The organism is Paenibacillus baimaensis (assembly GCF_025567575.1).
The window spans coordinates 119086-136666 of the sequence record NZ_JAOQIO010000094.1; the positions used below are offsets into that span (position 1 = coordinate 119086).

The window sequence follows — 17581 nt, forward strand, 5'->3', positions numbered from 1 at the left end:
TGGATTATCCAAATGCATATAACAATCCAATCAGGAAAAGAGGGTTCAAATGGTATACGCGGATTTGCACAGTCATACTTTGGCATCGGATGGGATGCAGCCAGCAGCTGAAAATGTACGGCTTGCTGTAGCGGCAGGACTCGGGGCTATAGCGATAACCGATCACGATACAGTAGCAGGGCTTAAGGAAGCGATAGCTGCTGGTGAGCAATATGGAATTCAGGTTGTCCCTGGCGTGGAGATCAGCACGATAGCTGGCGGCGAAGATATCCATGTTCTTGGGTATTGGATAGATTACGAAAATGAACTGTTTCTGGAGCGATTGGCGAATCTGAGGAGTGTTCGGGACAAACGGAACGAGATGATGCTTGAGAAGCTGAATGAACTCGGTGTTCCACTCACGATGGAAGAGGTGCGTGCGTCTCTGCAAGCATCGAAAAAAGTCGATGAAACACTTGGCAGGCCACATATCGCCGATGCAATGCTGCGCAAGGGACATGTTAGCTCTATTGCTGAAGCATTTGATCGATTTCTCGGAAAAGATGGTGCCGCCTATGTCAATCCGCCGCGGATTGAACCTGCAACTGCAATTGGATGGATCCGTGATGCTGGAGGGGTTCCCGTGCTTGCCCATCCTGGTCTGTATGGGCAGGATCAATTAATCGGTGAGCTGGTCGAAAGCGGTTTAGCAGGCATCGAGGTATACCATGCGGATCATACAGTCGAGCAAGAGCAGCATTATTTGTCTATCGCCAAGCAGTATCAGCTGATTGTGACGGCAGGATCGGATTTTCATGGTGAGCGAGGCGGAGTTGTATTCCATTCTCCTATAGGCTCCAAAAAAATCGAAATATCAGTTGTTCAACAGCTTATTGAGGCTAAACAAAAGCTGTGAATAGAGGAGCAAGGTAGAAGTTCAGGAGGATTAGGATGAAAATACGTAAAGCAATTATACCAGCCGCAGGTTTGGGAACCCGTTTTTTACCTGCTACCAAAGCCCAGCCCAAAGAAATGCTACCGATCGTCGATAAACCGGCGATTCAATATATTGTTGAAGAAGCGATTGCCTCCGGCATTGAAGATATTATGATAGTTACTGGTCGTAATAAAAGAGCAATTGAGGATCATTTTGACAAATCCGTTGAGCTGGAAATGATGCTGGAGGAAAAAGGGAATCTTGAGCTGTTAAAGCTCGTGCAGGATGTGTCGAACCTTGCGGATGTTCATTATATTCGCCAAAAGCAGCCGCTTGGTCTCGGGCATGCCGTATTGTGCGCACGTAAATTTATAGGCAATGAACCGTTTGCCGTGCTGCTTGGCGACGATATTATTCAGGCAGAGCCTCCGTTCTTGCAGCAAATGATCGAGCTGTATGAGCATACGGAGACATCCATCATTGCTGTATCGGAGGTACCGTGGGAGGATGTGGACAAATATGGAATCGTTTCGCCTTCCTCTGTGGTCCACCCTTATTATCGGTATATCGAGGATTTGGTCGAAAAGCCGGACCGCGACCATGCACCATCGAACCTGGCTGTCATCGGCAGATATATCATTCAACCAGAGATTTTCGGCATACTGGAAAATTGTGAGCCTGGCAGAAACGGTGAGATCCAACTGACCGATGCGCTGCGCATACTGAACAGCCAGAGCCCTATGGTCATCTGCCCGGTCCAAGGCAGACGTTATGACGTCGGAGATAAGCTCGGATATCTCGAAGCAACCATCGAAATCGCACTTCAGCGCGAAGACCTTCAAGACGCCCTAAAGGCATATTTAAAAAAGCTAACAAGCACCTGGCATTCTTAACAAAGTATCTTAAGTCAGCACCAAGCGAGTCCCGTAGGGACGATGCGTCTCAATCCCACAAAAGCCACACCCACCCGAAATACACCGTAGTCCAGCGTGTCCCGCAGGGACGAAAGCGCCCCGAGAACACTACAGTCCGCACCCACTCGAAGTTACCCTCACCGCAGTCCAGCGTGTCCCGCAGGGACGAAAAGCGCCCCGAGAACACTACAGTCCGCACACAGAGAGGGAGTCCAGAGGGCGGCGCCCTTTGGGGCCCTCCCTATAGGGAGGGTTTGGGAGGGTACGCGAACTATTTTATACTCACAGGCAGCTGTTTGATCCCATCAGCATCAGGTGTGATGAATAAAGTTTTCTGATGATCATAAATCACAAATCCAGGTTTGGCACCGCTTGGCTTGCGGACATGCTTGATCATCGTATAATCGACTGGCACCTGGCTGGAGGCCTTGGCTTGGCTAAAATAAGCGGCGAGCTGGGCGGCCTCATGTAGGGTTGCATCCCCGAACTGTATGCTGCGAATAACAACATGAGAGCCGGGAATATCCTTCGTATGCAGCCAGGTATCTGCGGACTGGGCCAACCGATTCGTTAAGTACTCGTTCTGCGTATTATTTTTCCCGACATAGATGGGTATACCTTCACTGGACGTAAAGCAAGACAGCAGAGGTCGCTGATTTTGCTTCTTTTTGCGTGTTTTTTTACTACGGTCGCGAATGTAGCCTTGCTCAATAAGTTCATCACGGATTTCGGCAATATCGCTGAGTGAGGCAGTACCCAACTGCTGCAGTAAGCTGTCCAAGTAGAGGATTTCCTCGTGAGTCTGCTCCATTTGAACTTTTACCGCAATGAGACTGTTTTTGCTTTTGGTATACTTTTTAAAATAACGCTGTGCATTTTCCGAAGGAGTGAGCAGAGGATCGAGTGGAATGGTGATCATTCGCTGCTCTTCATCATAATAGTTGATGACATCAATGGCGGAAGTGCCTTTCTGAATCTGATGCATGGAAGCTGTCAGCAAGTCGCCAAGTATGCGCAATTTGTCAGAGTCCTGAGCCTCGTTCAGCGTCTCCTGCAGCTTTTCCAGTTTCTTCGCATTTTTGTTTCGTTCATTTTGAAGAAACTTCAGTAGATCGGACACCCGCTGTTTGACGGTATCACGCTCGGCTTTATCTCCGTAGAAGGCTTCCAGACATTGGCTTACTGTGTCATAATATTGGATTTCCCCTTGCAAATGTGTCAGTTTGATAACAGAAAAATAAGCTTTGCCGGTTTCTTCTTGCTCACAAATATTAGGTGCACCACAGTCTGACCTCAGTTGATTAATGATCGAAAAGAAGGGCTCCCAAAGACGCGAGGCGCTCTCAACAGGGGTATGCGCAACCGTTATCTTGGGCTGAGTCCGGTATACGATTTCTTTGGCTATCAAAGGACTGAAGCCGCTAAACCGAGCGACAAGACGCTGCTCCCAGGTGAGATCATCCCAAAGCTGAGCAGGCTTGGCAGGTGCTTTGAAAGGGTCGTCCTGCTCGGGTTGGACAGGCGGCGCCTGCGTCATCAGCTCAATGAAGGAGTCACGTTCAATGTGAAAAGGTTGCTCCTTATGTTGTTTAGGAGGTGCCGTATAACGGCTGCCAGGCATAATGATACGGTAACTGCTGATCGCAGGGGTTACATGATGGATTCCGTCAATGATCGTATCTGTCGATGGATCCAGCAAAATAATATTACTATGCCGTCCCATGATTTCAATAATGATCGTTTTGATGCTCACATCCCCAAGCTCATCGCGCTGTCTCAAGCCGATGTGAATGACCCGCTCCAAACCGGGCTGTGTAATGCTCTCGATAATACCGCTTTCGCAATGCTTGCGCAGCAGCATACAGAACATGGGCGCGTCCAGTGGGTTGGAATAGGACTTCTCCGTAAGATGTACACGGGGATAAGTTGGATTAGCAGACAACAGCAGCTTAAGATTACTGCCCTGAGCGCGAAGCTGCAGTATGATATCGTTGCCTGAGGGCATATGAACTTTATTAATTCGGCCGCCTACGCAGGCTTGAAGCTCTTGCACCAAACTATGGACGACGAGACCGTCTAACGACATATCGATTACAACTCCGTTCGTACTTATAATTTTAATGAACTTATAGAGGTCGTTCAAAAAGTCCCCTTTTGATCACGAAGTTATACAGGAGGCTCATTCGGCATCGAATCTTGCAATAAGACTCGAAGTGCGGTGCTCATTTAGGTGTGCCTAAACTCCGCTCCTCCTTCTTCCCAGCTTACGAAGCGAGTTTTCTGAGAAAACTTTAACTTCTCGGTACTGAAAATTTGACTTTTTGAACATGAACTTATAGTTCACCCTCTATCATGCCATACTTTGAACAAAAACTTAAGCGACTTTTCATTTGTGCTATTTCGCAGCTTGTCTGAATACATTTACTCATGAGGAATTTGTAATGAAAATTAAGCTTTGCAGCCTTTCGCAAGGCGGTATCAGAGCAACCTTATGGGAGGTAATACGGAATGAGTCAGAAGAAGTGGTATCAAATGACAAGCGAGGAAACGATGGAAGCCCAAAACATGCAGACCTTACTGGGACTGACCTCGTCAGAGGCAGAGAAGCGATTGGAGCAAAATGGCAAAAATGAACTATCTGATGGTCCCAAGCTGTCTCCAATTACTTTATTTTTGGGCCAGTTTAAAGACTTTATGGTGCTTGTTCTCGTTGGGGCAACCTTAATTTCAGGTTTGCTTGGGGAGTATCTGGATGCAATTACAATTGTTGCGATCATTATTATGAACGGCATTCTTGGTTTTATTCAAGAATATCGAGCTGAGCGCTCCCTACGGGCGTTAAAAGAATTGTCCGCTCCAAACGCCCGTGTCCTTCGTGATGAGACGATATTGCAAATTCCAGCCCGCGAACTGGTCCCGGGAGATATAGTCCTGCTTGAAAGTGGAGACCGAATTCCCGCAGATCTGCGATTTATTGAAGCGAACAGCCTGTATGCCGAAGAATCGGCGTTGACAGGTGAATCGGTGCCAGTTAATAAGCACACGGAAGCTTTGAAAGGGGAAGAGGTTTCGCTTGGCGATCAGCGTAATCTGGGATTCATGGGTACAATGGTCACACGTGGAACAGCCAGGGCTGTAGTTATTCGAACCGGGATGCAAACGGAAATGGGCAAAATTGCCGATCTTATCCAAAATACAGAATCGACCGAAACGCCACTGCAGCATCGTTTGGAGCAGTTAGGGAAAATATTGATTATCGTTGCATTGGTGCTAACCCTTTTGGTTGTAGTAGCTGGCATTCTGCATGGACAAGAGCCTTACAGCATGTTTTTGGCAGGAGTCAGTTTGGCGGTAGCAGCGATTCCGGAAGGACTTCCGGCAATTGTAACGATCGCGCTGGCTATGGGAGTTCAGCGGATGATACAGCGCAAGGCGATCGTTCGCAAGCTGCCTTCTGTTGAGACGTTGGGCTGTGCTTCCGTGATCTGCTCGGATAAAACAGGAACTTTGACACAAAACAAAATGACCGTTACCCATTTATGGCTGGGTGGAGATATTCTTGAGGTAACAGGCGAAGGTTATGAACCGCAGGGGGATATCAAGCTGAAAGGCGAACGTGTTGATGTGCGCAACCATTTGATGCTGCGAAAGCTGCTGCAAGTATCTGTTTTGTGTAACAATGCACAGCTCTCAGAGCAGACAGAAGTGACGAAGCGTAAAAAGCAGACGATGGAAGAGGCGAAAAGCGTATGGAGTCTGCAGGGTGATCCGACTGAAGGCGCACTTATCGTACTGGGAGCCAAAGCAGGACTGACCGTTCCTTCCTTATCTGGTTTGTTCAACCGCACCAGCGAATTTCCATTTGATTCCGAGCGTAAACGAATGTCTGTGCTCGTGGAGCATCAGGGAGGGCGTATGGCTTGCACCAAGGGTGCTCCGGATGTGCTTATCATGCAGTGCAGCTATGTATTGTGGGATGATAAAGTGATTCCGTTTACTCCAACGCTTAGGCAAAAGGTACTCGCCGCCAATGAAGGTATGGCCAACAACGCATTGCGTGTTCTGGGACTTGCTTACCGTGATCTGAAGCCAACGGAGAGCTGCACGGAGGAAGCTGAAGTTGAGAGCGGACTGGTTTTCATCGGTTTGACGGGAATGATTGACCCACCGCGCCGGGAAGTGCGGGATGCCATAACAAAATGCCGCAAGGCTGGCATCAAAACTGTAATGATCACTGGTGATCATCAAGGAACAGCCGAAGCGATTGCCAAGCAGCTGGGGATTATGCCAGCATCAAACGGATTAACCCTGAACGGACAGCAGTTAACCATGCTAAGTGATGATGAGCTCGACAAGTTGGTCGAGGACACAAGCGTCTATGCAAGAGTTTCCCCAGAGCATAAGCTGCGGATAGTCAAATCCTTGCAGCGACAAGGCCATGTGGTCGCGATGACGGGGGACGGTGTTAATGATGCTCCGGCCATTAAAGCGGCAGACATCGGAATTGCGATGGGAATTAGCGGAACCGATGTATCCAAGGAAGCGGCATCGCTTGTGTTAAGTGACGATAATTTTGCCTCGATTGTATCCGCTATTGAGGAAGGGCGCGGCATTTACGAAAATATCCGTAAGTTTATCCGGTATTTGCTGGCATCTAATGTCGGCGAGATCATGACGATGTTTTTAGCTATGATGGCAGGCTTGCCGTTGCCGCTCGTTCCGATCCAGATTTTATGGGTTAATCTGGTTACAGATGGACTTCCGGCGATGGCACTTGGAGTCGATCAAGCCGAAAAGGATTTAATGCAGCAGAAGCCGCGTGGTGCACGTGAAAATATTTTTGCTCGGAGGCTGGGCTGGAAAATTATTTCTCGAGGTATGCTGATCGGTGTTTGCACCTTGGCTGCATTTCTGATTGCTTTGCAGCAGGGGCTGCATGATGACGCGTCAACATTGATTAAAGCGCAGACGGTCGCTTTTGCCACATTGGTTATGGCGCAGCTGATTCATGTATTTGATTGCCGCAGTTCACGCTCCATCTTTCATCGCAATCCGCTGCAAAACCGTTATCTGGTTCTGGCAGTGCTGTCCTCATTACTGCTGATGCTGGCAGTGCTGTACATTGAACCTTTACAGCCTATCTTTAAAACCGTTCCACTGAATATTAAGGATTGGATTGTCGTCCTCATATTTGCTGGAATTCCAACTTTCCTAATGGGATTTGGCAGCTTGATGAGCAAGCCGTCCAAACGCAAGCCCATTCGTTATGGAACGACAAAACCTGTTATTCGTTAATATTTTGATTCGTGCCGAGGCCTGGGGTTAAATTCCAGGTCTCGGCATTTCGTATTTTGTACATTAATAGTAAGCGGAATTTTGTCAAAAAACTATGCATACCTGTCATTTTGCGTTATGATAATGGCTATCAACACTATAGGGATCAGGTTAGAAAGTAGGGAACGGCTATGAATTTCACAAAAATGCATGGACTTGGGAATGATTTCATTGTCGTTGCAGGTCAGCAAGAGCTTCCTGTCGATGCAAATGAGCTTGCAATCCGTTTGTGCAGTCGTTTTTTTGGTATAGGAGCAGACGGGCTTGTATATATACTTCCTTCAAAAATCGCCGACTATCAGATGAGGATCATCAATTCCGACGGTTCGGAGTCCGAGCAGTGTGGTAATGCTATTCGTTGTGTTGCCAAATATATTTATGAATATGGCATGATGGATGCCTCAGCAACTGAATTAACCGTTGAGACGGTCGGGGCAGGCGCACAGCAGGTGCAGCTCACTGTAGTTGAAGGTAAAGTAACGGCGGTGCGAGTCGATATGGGTGAGCCAATCCTGCAGGGTGCCTTAATTCCTACTGCACTGGATCAGGAACAAGTGCTCAATCAGCCGATTGAGGTGGATGGACAAGAGTTTCATTTCACTGCCGTTTCGATGGGCAATCCTCATTGTGTCATCTATGTTGACGATGCAGTGGGATTTGATTTGGCTGAGTGGGGGCCAAAGCTGGAAAAGCATCCGATGTTCCCGCGACGTGTGAATGTAGAATTTACAACAGTCAAGGCTCGCAATGCGATAGATATGCGTGTATGGGAACGTGGAGCAGGCCCCACGCTTGCTTGTGGTACCGGAGCTTGTGCATCACTGGTAGCTTCGGTGTTAAACGAAGTATCGGATCGTTCAGCGACGGTTTCTTTAAAAGGCGGCGACTTGTTCATTGAATGGAGTTCGGCTGACAATCATGTATATATGACAGGACCTGCAGAGCAGGTTTATGAAGGCAACTTATCTATATAAAAGTATAAACGGATGATAGTAATATAGAAGGATCGCAGCTTAGTGGAAAGGGCGGACAAAAGCAAATGAAGCTTGACTTAAGGGAAGCACTCCATCAGGATATTTTGGTCGGTGATGGAGCGATGGGGACATTTTTATATCAGATGGGATTTCCGGTCGGGATTTCGTATGAGGAGTTGAATCTGCTCAAACCGGAGGTTATCGCCGATGTGCATCGCCGTTATTATGAGGCAGGCGCGCGCGTGATCGAAACGAATACATTTTCGGCAAACCGTGAGAAGCTGTCCAAATACGGCTTGGAGCAGGAAGTAGAAGCTATCAACCGTGCTGGTGTGGAATTAGCACGCAGAGCGGTGGGCAGCGATGCTTATGTCGTTGGGGCGATGGGATCTATCCGTGCGGGTAAGCGCAAAAATGTGCGTACAACCAAGCTTAAAGAAGATTTGCGTCAACAAATCGAGGTTCTTCTGGATACACAGGTGGATGGTTTGCTGCTGGAATCCTTTCTGGATCTGGAAGAAATGCTGCTGGCTTTGAAAATCATACGCAAGCTCAGCAATATTCCAGTAATTTGTCAATTTGCAACTGAAGGTGCAGGGACTACCGAGGATGGTATTCTGCTGAACGAAGCCTTTGCCAAACTCAAACACTATGGAGCCGACGTGGTTGGATTTAACTGCCGCAGCGGTCCCAATGGGTTATTACGTTCCTTGGAAAAAGCTGCGGCGTCCGGACCTGAACTTCCATATTCTGTATTTCCGAATGCAGGAATCGCCGATTATGTTGATGGTCGCTTTACTTTTGCAGCCACACCTGAATATTTTGCCGAGACGGCTTTGAAGTTTGCTGATTTGGGTGCGAGAATCATCGGTGGCTGCTGCGGTACGACACCTGAGCATATCGCTTTTATGGCGAAAGCATTGAATGGCTACAAGCCGGACCCATCACGTATTGACAAACTGCAGTCCGATATAAGGGATACAGGCTTACCAACTGTTTCAAAGGGTGCTTCAGTCGAATCGATTACTGAATCGGTGTCTACGGCAGCTAATGATACTGCTGGATTACCGCCTGCTACTGAACCGAATATCATTGAATTGGTCAAACAGCGTCATACCGTTATTGTTGAACTGGATCCTCCTCGTGATCTGGATATTGATAAATTCATGAAGGGTGCACATGCGTTGAAGGAAGCGCGTATTGATGCCTTGACGATGGCCGACAATTCATTGGCTGTTACGCGGATGAGCAACTTGGCGTTGGGCTACCTGGTGAAAGAGCAGACCGGACTACGGCCTCTTATTCATATCGCATGTCGTGACCGCAACATGATTGGTACACAATCGCACATGATGGGGCTGCATGCTCTGGGTATCGACCATGTGTTGGCTGTGACTGGAGATCCGGCACGTTTTGGCGATCTTCCTGGCTCCAGCTCTGTCTACGATTTGACTTCTTTTGAAATCATTCGAATGATCAAGCAGTTGAACGAAGGAGTAGCTTTCTCAGGTAAGCAGCTGAAGAAGAAGGCGAATTTTATTGTCGGAGCAGCTTTTAATCCCAATGTTAAATATTTGGAGAAGGCCGTGCAGCGTCTGGAACGGAAAATCGAAGCAGGTGCCGATTATATCATGACGCAGCCGGTTTATGATGCCAAGCTGATTGAACGAATATATGAGACTACCAAGCATTTGAATATCCCGATTTTTCTCGGTATCATGCCGCTTGCAAGCGGCGGTAATGCAGAGTATTTGCATAATGAGGTTCCAGGGATTCAATTGTCGGATAATGTGCGTCAGCGTATGAGCGACTTGAAGGGTGAAGCGGGTCGGGCGATGGGCGTGCAAATCGCGAAGGAGCTTTTGGATGCGGCGATGCCGTACTTTAACGGAATATATTTGATGACTCCTTTCTTATCTTATGAGATGACAGCAGATCTGACGAAATATGTATGGGGGAAATCAGAAAGCGCGATTTCCACTTGTACCCTCTAGCAAAATGAATTAAAATAAGCTAATGGATGTGAACAGCTTGATGAAAAGTATGACCGGATTCGGACAAGCAAGCTGTAGGTTTGCCGGATATATCGTGCAAATGGATCTGAAATCGGTGAATCATCGCTATTGTGAGGTCAACGTGCGAATCCCTCGTGAATATATGAAATATGAGGATTTGCTCAAAAAAACCGTGCAGCAGCATTTGAAGCGCGGTAGAGCCGATTTGTTTGTGACGATTGAGCGAAGTGCCGAGGCATCTCGTACGGTAGAGCTGAACTGGCAGCTAGTGGAAGCCTATCAGGCAGCAGCGGAACAGCTTGTGACAAGATTCGGTTTGAAATCATCAATGGATGTACGGGATTATATGTCTATTCCAGATTTGATTACCTTCAAGGAAGCTGCTCTAGTAACGGATGAAGAGTTTCAAAGTGAATTACTGACTTGTGCAGAAGCGGCAGTTCTGAAACTCACCCAGATGCGTGAATCCGAGGGTGCCCATTTATGTGTGGATATCGAAAAGCGGATCGATACCATGAATCGTTATTTGGGACAATCGCAGAAGCTGGCTCCGCAGGTGGTACACCATTATGCACACAAGCTTCGTACTCGAATTCAGGAGATGCAGCAGCAGCCAATAATGGATGAAGCACGCATGGCTATGGAAGTGGCGTTATTAGCGGATCGTTCCAATATTGATGAAGAATTAGTGCGTTTGCAAAGCCATATTCAGCAATGCGTTCAGCTTATAAGCGAGTCAGAACCGATCGGCAGAAAGTTTGATTTCCTCCTGCAAGAAATGAATCGGGAAGTGAATACGATCGGATCGAAAGCGAATCATGCAGAACTCACCACGATAGTTGTGGAGATGAAGGCTGAAATGGAAAAATTGAGAGAGCAAATTCAAAATATAGAGTAGTCATATGCTAATGCTCAGTTAGCAGCTTTCCATAGGAGAGCAAGTTTAATAATCAAGTGCTTACGAAGTAGCTTTGCTAAAGCAAAGCCAAAGATTATGCTTACGATGCAGCTTTGCTAAAGCAAAGCTTGTAGGAGGAAACCAGATGGCTATCAAACTTATCAATATTGGCTTCGGGAACATTGTGTCTGCCAACCGAATCATTTCCATTGTTAGTCCGGAATCGGCGCCAATCAAAAGAATTATTCAGGAAGCACGCGACCGGCATATGCTGATCGACGCAACCTATGGACGTCGTACACGGGCGGTTATCATTACGGATAGCGACCATGTTATTTTATCTGCGGTGCAGCCCGAGACGGTGGCCCATCGACTTTCCAATAAGGACGATGATCATGACGAGTAAGGAAAAAGGAATATTAATCGTATTATCGGGGCCTTCCGGCGTTGGCAAAGGAACTGTTTGTAAAGCTTTGCGCGGTTGTGCGCCTGACCTGGTATACTCTGTATCCGCTACAACTCGCGTTCCTCGAGAGGGCGAAGTGGATGGTGTGAATTATTTCTTCAAAACTAGGGAACAATTTAAGAAGTTGATCGATACCGATCAAATACTGGAATGGGCGGAATATGTAGGTAATTACTACGGAACCCCACGTCAGTTTGTGGAAGAAACATTAAATTCCGGTAAAGATATCATTCTTGAGATCGAAGTGCAGGGTGCACTTCAAGTTAAACAAAAATTTCCTCAAGGTGTATTCATATTTTTGCTTCCTCCTTCATTAGATGAATTGGAAAGCCGGATTGTTGGCCGCGGTACCGAATCGGAGGAATCGATAAGGAGCCGGATGTCGGTGGCTATGGACGAATTCCGATTAATGGATTATTATGACTATGCGATTGTAAACGATAAGGTGGAAAATGCCTGTTCGCGAATTCAATCGATTATTGTAGCCGAGCACTGTCGCAAGGATCGAGTATTCAGTAAAATAAAACAGTGGATGGTTGAGGTGAAATAACATGTTGTATCCTTCGATTGATGAGCTTTTAGAGAAAGTGGATAGTAAGTATTCCTTGGTAGTAGCGGCATCCAAGCGGGCAAGAATGTTGCGTGATGGTGCTAAATCGGAAATTCGTAACAAAAAGTCCTACAAGCAGGTAGGTCTTGCACTTGAAGAAATTTATGAAGATTTGATTTCTTACGAGAAGCTGTATAAAGAAACCTAAGGAACATTTTAAACGACAACCCTTGTGGTTGTTATTTTTTTCTCGATAAATGGGGAGGGATCGGCTATGCTGCAGGGTAAAACGATTATTCTTGGTGTCAGTGGAGGGATCGCGGCTTATAAGGCAGCTGCTATTTGCAGCAAGCTGGTGCAGGCGGGAGCGGATGTTCGTGTCATTATGACGGAATCGGCAGTCAAATTTATTGCACCTTTGACCTTTCAAACCTTATCCCGACACGACGTTATTGTTGACACATTCGATGAAAAAGATGCATCGGTCGTTTCCCACATTGATCTGGCAGATCGCGCAGATTTAATCATCGTTGCCCCCGCAACAGCTAACATCATTGCCAAAATGGCCCATGGTCTTGCTGACGATATGCTGAGCACGACATTGCTGGCAACGATGGCACCGGTGTGGATAGCTCCTGCGATGAATGTTCACATGTATGCACATCCTGCAGTTCGAGCCAATTTGGATGTGCTTGCTGCTCGTGGAGTACAGTTTATTGAGCCAGGTACTGGCCAGTTGGCTTGTGGTTATGTAGGCAAGGGAAGATTAGAAGAACCTGAGCATATAGTTGCAGCCATTATCCGATTTTTTGGCGAAAAAAAAATACTTGAAGGTAAGAAAATGGTAATCACAGCTGGTGGTACCGTGGAGCGTATAGATCCTGTGCGATATTTAACGAATGATTCATCGGGTAAAATGGGCATAGCTCTCGCGGAAGTAGCTCAGAGCATGGGTGCTGATGTCACGCTGATCGCGGGCAAAACGTCCGTACCTGTCCCCTCAGGCATACGTGTTGTGAAAGTTGAATCTGCACAGGATATGCTGGAAGCCGTCATGGAGCGGTTTGACGATTCCGATGTGATTATTAAAGCAGCTGCGGTTGCCGATTATCGTCCTTTGGAGCGTGCACAACAAAAGATCAAGAAAAAGTCGGAAGAAATGACTTTAACTTTGATTAAAAATACAGATATTTTACAAACTATCGGTCAACGTAAAACGAAGCAGTTTATCGTTGGATTTGCAGCGGAAACCGAAAATGTTGAAGAGCACGCCCTGGATAAGCTGCGACGGAAGCATTGTGATTTGATTGTCGCTAACGATGTTACGCAGGAGGGTGCAGGCTTTGGCACGGATACGAATGTAGTAAGAATTTATGATGCAGCTGGCTTGGTCGATATTTTACCAATCATGAGTAAGCTTGGTGTGGCACGTGAGCTGTTGTTACGAATTGCAGAACGGATGGCGAAAGGAGCAGAATCGCGCTGATGTATGCAAAAGTTATTGTGGATGTTCCATCCAAGCACACAAACCGCGGTTTTGATTACCTGATACCCGAAACGATGCGGGAGTGGGTTGCGATTGGAAGTCGGGTAGGCGTCCCGTTTGGCCCGAGAAAGCTTCAGGGATTTGTCGTTGAGCTGCATGATCGTCCAGACTTTGATCCAGCGAAATTAAAGCCGATTTCAGAGGTTATGGACTTGTATCCCCCATTAACTCCCGACTTGGTGGAGCTCGCTCAGTGGGTAAGCAAAACCTATCTTTGTCACGAAATTACAGCGCTGCAGGCGATGATTCCTGGTGCCTTGAAAGCCAAATACGAACGGCATGTCAAGGTGAGTGATATTCATACGAATGGTGATTATGGCAATTTGCTTTTACAAGGTCAGCGTACGATGCTGCTGCCGATTCAGGAGGAAATCGCTGCTTTTATCCGCGATAAGGGCTCGGTAGAGATTGGGGCTTTATTAGAAAAATACACGGATCAGGGCGGTCTGATCAAGCAGATGATCACGCAAGGCCAACTCGTTGAAGTACAAATGATTAAAGACCGGATGTCAGCGAAAAAGGTACTCACGGTTTTTCCATCCGGGCAGCCCGAGCAGCTGAGACAGTGGGCTGAGCTGCTTGCAGCCAGATCCATGAAGCAGAAGGAAGTGCTGCTGTACTTGGCGGAACAGCCTTATCCGATCAAGCTGACGGATCTGCTTAATGAGCTGGGGATTAGCGCCAGTACGGTCAAAAGTTTGGCGGACAAGGATTATCTCACGATTAAGGAAGTTGAGGTTTTTCGGGACCCGTATGCAGAAAGGAATTTTCCGCGTACCAAACCGCTGACCTTAACACCGGAGCAAAGCCAGGTATTTAATCGAATTTCGGAAGCTGTTCACGAGCGGAATCATCAGGTATTCTTGCTGCACGGGGTGACAGGAAGTGGAAAAACAGAGGTTTACCTGCAGTCGATTCAAACCTGTCTTGACCAAGACAGAGAGGCCATTGTGCTGGTGCCGGAAATTTCTTTAACACCTCAGATGGTAGAGCGGTTCAAAGGTCGTTTTGGCAATCAAGTCGCGGTGCTGCACAGTCGCTTGTCTCAAGGTGAGCGCTATGATGAGTGGCGTAAAATCATGCTCAAGCAGGTCAGTGTCGTGATCGGTGCCCGCTCTGCCATCTTTGCTCCATTTACCAAGATTGGTTTGGTTATTATTGACGAGGAGCATGAATCCTCTTACAAGCAAGAAGAAAGTCCGAAATATCACGCACGTGATGTTTCTATAGCAAGAGCTAAGCAGCATGGAGCTGTTGTTATATTGGGTTCTGCTACTCCATCGCTTGAGAGTATGTACGGGACATTGCCCGAAGCGGCACAGGACACACCTAATGGCCGTGCACCGATTGAGCTTTTAACGATGAAAGAGCGGGTTGAAGGGCGGCCTTTGCCTAAGGTTCACATTGTTGATATGCGTGAGGAGCTAAGCAAGGGCAACCGATCGATGTTCAGCCGTGGCTTACATAAAGCGATCGAAGACAGATTGGAAAAGAAAGAGCAGATTGTACTGCTGCTGAATCGTCGCGGGTATGCCACATTTGTGATGTGCCGCAGTTGTGGGTTCGTCGCAGGTTGTCCTCACTGTGATATTTCATTAACTTATCACCAGTCCGCTCGAACGCTGCGCTGCCACTATTGTGGGTACACAGAACGTGAGGCGACGACTTGTCCAAGCTGTGGAAGCGAGCATATACGTCATTTTGGCACCGGAACCCAACGAGTAGAAGAAGAATTGGGCAAGCTGTTCCCTGGCATTCGTGTGATTCGGATGGATGTGGATACGACGACGGAGAAGGGCTCTCATGAGAAATGGCTAACTCTTTTTCGAAATCAGCAGGCCGATGTGCTGTTAGGGACACAAATGGTGGCTAAGGGCCTGGATTTTCCGCAGGTTACACTGGTTGGCGCTCTGGCAGCGGACACTGTACTGAATTTACCGGATTTTCGCGCAGCGGAACGGACCTTCCAGCTTATGACTCAGGTAGGTGGACGTGCTGGGCGGCATGAGCTGCCAGGTGAAGTCTTTATTCAGACCTACACGCCGGAGCATTATAGTATCATTAGTGCCAGCAATCATGATTATAAAAGTTTTATGGAAAAAGAGATGACTTTTCGTAAATTCCATGATTATCCGCCTTTTCATAGACTTATACTAATAACGTTGTCACATGAACAGATACCACTGCTCATGCGCTCGGCAGAGACGTTAGCTGCCAAATTGAAAGAGCTCGCCAAGTCTATGGCGCCTACGCCCATTGATATTCTTGGACCGGTAGCTTCACCTATTTCACGAATCAAGGATAGATATCGGTTTCAATGCATGGTAAAATATCGTGAAGAAGTTTCGATAGCGGGACTTGTTCAGCAAGCAGCGGCCACACTTGGTGATGTAGTAAAGCAGCATAAGCTGACGATCAGTATAGATGTGGATCCGCAGGTGTTGATGTAATTCATCATACGCTGCAGTTGATTCTGTCTTCTAGTTGGATGAAAAATCCATATAAATTGGTTATCCCTATTAACGAAAGGTGTGCTCATCCAATGGCCATTAAATTAATTGTAAAAGATCCAGACCCTGTGCTGCGCGAAATTTGCAAGCCAGTTAAGAAAATTACTCCTAACATTCATAAGCTGCTCAAGGATATGGCTGATACGATGTATGATGCCCAAGGCGTCGGTTTGGCCGCGCCGCAGATCGGTATCTTAAAGCGGGTTATTGTTATGGATGTCGGCAATGAGCAGGGCTTGATTGAATTGATTAATCCAGAAGTGATAGAAGAGGAAGGCGAGCAGTTCGGGTCCGAAGGCTGCCTGAGCATTCCTGGCATGAATGGAGATGTTCGTCGTGCTATGCGAGTCGTGGTCAAAGGCCTTGATCGTGACGGCAAAGAAATTGTTGTAGAGGGGACGGAATTGCTGGCACGCTGCATCCTGCATGAAGTGGATCACCTTAATGGGGTATTATACACGGATTTAGCGGAAAAGATGTATCGTAACGAGCCTCAGGGCGGTGAAGTATGAGAATCGTTTTCATGGGCACACCCGAATTTGCCGTGCCTGCTTTACAAGTTTTGGTCAACTATTCAGCGATTGAAGTCGTTGGGGTGGTTACCCAGCCGGATCGTCCGGTTGGGAGGAAGCGGCTGTTAACGCCAACTCCGGTTAAAGAAGAGGCCATCAAGCATGGGATTCCAGTCTTGCAACCGGAAAAGCTGCGCCGACCTGAGTCGGTGGAGGAACTGCGGGAGCTTCAGCCTGATTTGATCGTGACTGCCGCCTACGGACAAATATTGCCAAAGTCAGTACTCGCGATTCCACGGCTCGGCTGCATCAATATTCATGCTTCGCTGCTGCCACGTTATCGTGGTGGGGCTCCCATTCATCATGCCGTGATGAATGGAGACACGTCTACAGGTGTGACGATTATGTATATGGCAGAAGGCTTGGATACCGGAGACATGATCAGCAGCGTCGAGCTTGCTATTGGGGATTCGGATACGACAGGCACTATGTTTAATAAGCTGAGTGCTGCAGGTGCTCAACTACTTCTGGATACATTACCTGATCTGCTTGCTGGTCGTATTCAGGCCGTTGCCCAAAATCATGAGGCAGCGGTCTATTCACCGAATGTAAGCAGGGAACAAGAGCGAATCGATTGGAGCAGGCCTGCTATCTCCTTATGGAATCAGGTGCGTGGTCTCAATCCAAGACCGGGTGCTTATACGACATGGAACGGAGAGGTTTTGAAAATCTGGTCCTGCGACAAGCCTAATCAGTCAGAGGTTGCGAATACACCTGGAACGGTTGTTGCTATTAGTGAGCAGGGTATACAGGTGGCTACAGGCGCTGGTATATTGACGATTACAGAGCTGCAGCCAGCTGGCAAGAAGGCGATGCAGGCAGCGCAATTCGCACTTGGTGGCCGACTTGTGGTTGGTACTACGTTTGTGTAAGCTCGGTAGCTAAG

14 protein-coding genes are annotated in these 17581 nt (G+C 47.5%); 13 read left to right on the forward strand and 1 reads right to left on the reverse strand.

All coding sequences use genetic code 11. From position 1 onward, the window contains the following. The first annotated feature begins 49 nt into the window (after positions 1-49). Entirely contained in the window at positions 50-895 is an 846-nt protein-coding gene (locus OB236_RS24185; RefSeq protein ID WP_076232559.1) for a PHP domain-containing protein, read from the forward strand. A gap of 35 nt (positions 896-930) precedes the next feature. After that, positions 931-1809, forward strand: coding sequence for a UTP--glucose-1-phosphate uridylyltransferase GalU (galU, locus tag OB236_RS24190; RefSeq protein ID WP_262686274.1), 879 nt, complete (start codon positions 931-933; stop codon positions 1807-1809). Between the two features lie 292 nt (positions 1810-2101). On the opposite strand, the gene OB236_RS24195 is transcribed toward galU, so the two are convergent. Then, positions 2102-3916: an Rqc2 family fibronectin-binding protein gene (locus tag OB236_RS24195; RefSeq protein ID WP_262686609.1), complete on the reverse strand. Its 1815-nt coding sequence runs from the start codon at positions 3914-3916 to the stop codon at positions 2102-2104. Positions 3917-4338: 422 nt separating this feature from the next. On the opposite strand from OB236_RS24195, the gene OB236_RS24200 reads away from it, so the two are divergent. From OB236_RS24200 to fmt, 11 genes are all read left to right on the forward strand, one after another. Next, the gene (locus tag OB236_RS24200) at positions 4339-7125 is read left to right on the forward strand and encodes a calcium-translocating P-type ATPase, SERCA-type (protein ID WP_262686275.1); all 2787 of its coding nucleotides are present in this window, start codon (positions 4339-4341) and stop codon (positions 7123-7125) included. 170 nt (positions 7126-7295) lie between these two features. Then, positions 7296-8138, forward strand: a complete 843-nt coding sequence (gene dapF / locus OB236_RS24205) for a diaminopimelate epimerase (protein ID WP_262686276.1) — start codon at positions 7296-7298, stop codon at positions 8136-8138. Positions 8139-8203: 65 nt separating this feature from the next. Next, positions 8204-10132 (forward strand): bifunctional homocysteine S-methyltransferase/methylenetetrahydrofolate reductase, encoded by a 1929-nt coding sequence (locus OB236_RS24210; protein WP_262686277.1) that lies wholly within the window; start codon positions 8204-8206, stop codon positions 10130-10132. A gap of 37 nt (positions 10133-10169) precedes the next feature. After that, positions 10170-11051 (forward strand): YicC/YloC family endoribonuclease, encoded by an 882-nt coding sequence (locus OB236_RS24215; RefSeq protein ID WP_262686278.1) that lies wholly within the window; start codon positions 10170-10172, stop codon positions 11049-11051. A 145-nt stretch (positions 11052-11196) separates the two neighbouring features. Beyond that, on the forward strand, positions 11197-11457 hold the full coding sequence (gene remA, locus OB236_RS24220; RefSeq protein WP_009672664.1) for an extracellular matrix/biofilm regulator RemA: 261 nt from the start codon (positions 11197-11199) through the stop codon (positions 11455-11457). Beyond that, entirely contained in the window at positions 11447-12067 is a 621-nt protein-coding gene (gene gmk, locus OB236_RS24225; protein WP_076232578.1) for a guanylate kinase, read from the forward strand. Before remA ends, gmk begins: the two co-directional genes overlap by 11 nt. 1 nt (position 12068) lies before the next feature. Continuing rightward, positions 12069-12275 (forward strand): DNA-directed RNA polymerase subunit omega, encoded by a 207-nt coding sequence (rpoZ, locus tag OB236_RS24230; protein ID WP_076232580.1) that lies wholly within the window; start codon positions 12069-12071, stop codon positions 12273-12275. Between the two features lie 66 nt (positions 12276-12341). Next, positions 12342-13553: a bifunctional phosphopantothenoylcysteine decarboxylase/phosphopantothenate--cysteine ligase CoaBC gene (gene coaBC, locus OB236_RS24235; protein ID WP_262686279.1), complete on the forward strand. Its 1212-nt coding sequence runs from the start codon at positions 12342-12344 to the stop codon at positions 13551-13553. Continuing rightward, positions 13553-16063, forward strand: a complete 2511-nt coding sequence (gene priA / locus OB236_RS24240) for a primosomal protein N' (protein WP_262686280.1) — start codon at positions 13553-13555, stop codon at positions 16061-16063. The genes coaBC and priA overlap by 1 nt, the downstream gene beginning before the upstream one ends. A gap of 92 nt (positions 16064-16155) precedes the next feature. Then, complete coding sequence (gene def / locus OB236_RS24245; RefSeq protein ID WP_076232587.1) at positions 16156-16635, forward strand: peptide deformylase; 480 nt, start codon at positions 16156-16158, stop codon at positions 16633-16635. Then, positions 16632-17567, forward strand: a complete 936-nt coding sequence (gene fmt / locus OB236_RS24250; RefSeq protein ID WP_262686281.1) for a methionyl-tRNA formyltransferase — start codon at positions 16632-16634, stop codon at positions 17565-17567. Before def ends, fmt begins: the two co-directional genes overlap by 4 nt. Positions 17568-17581: the final 14 nt, after the last annotated feature.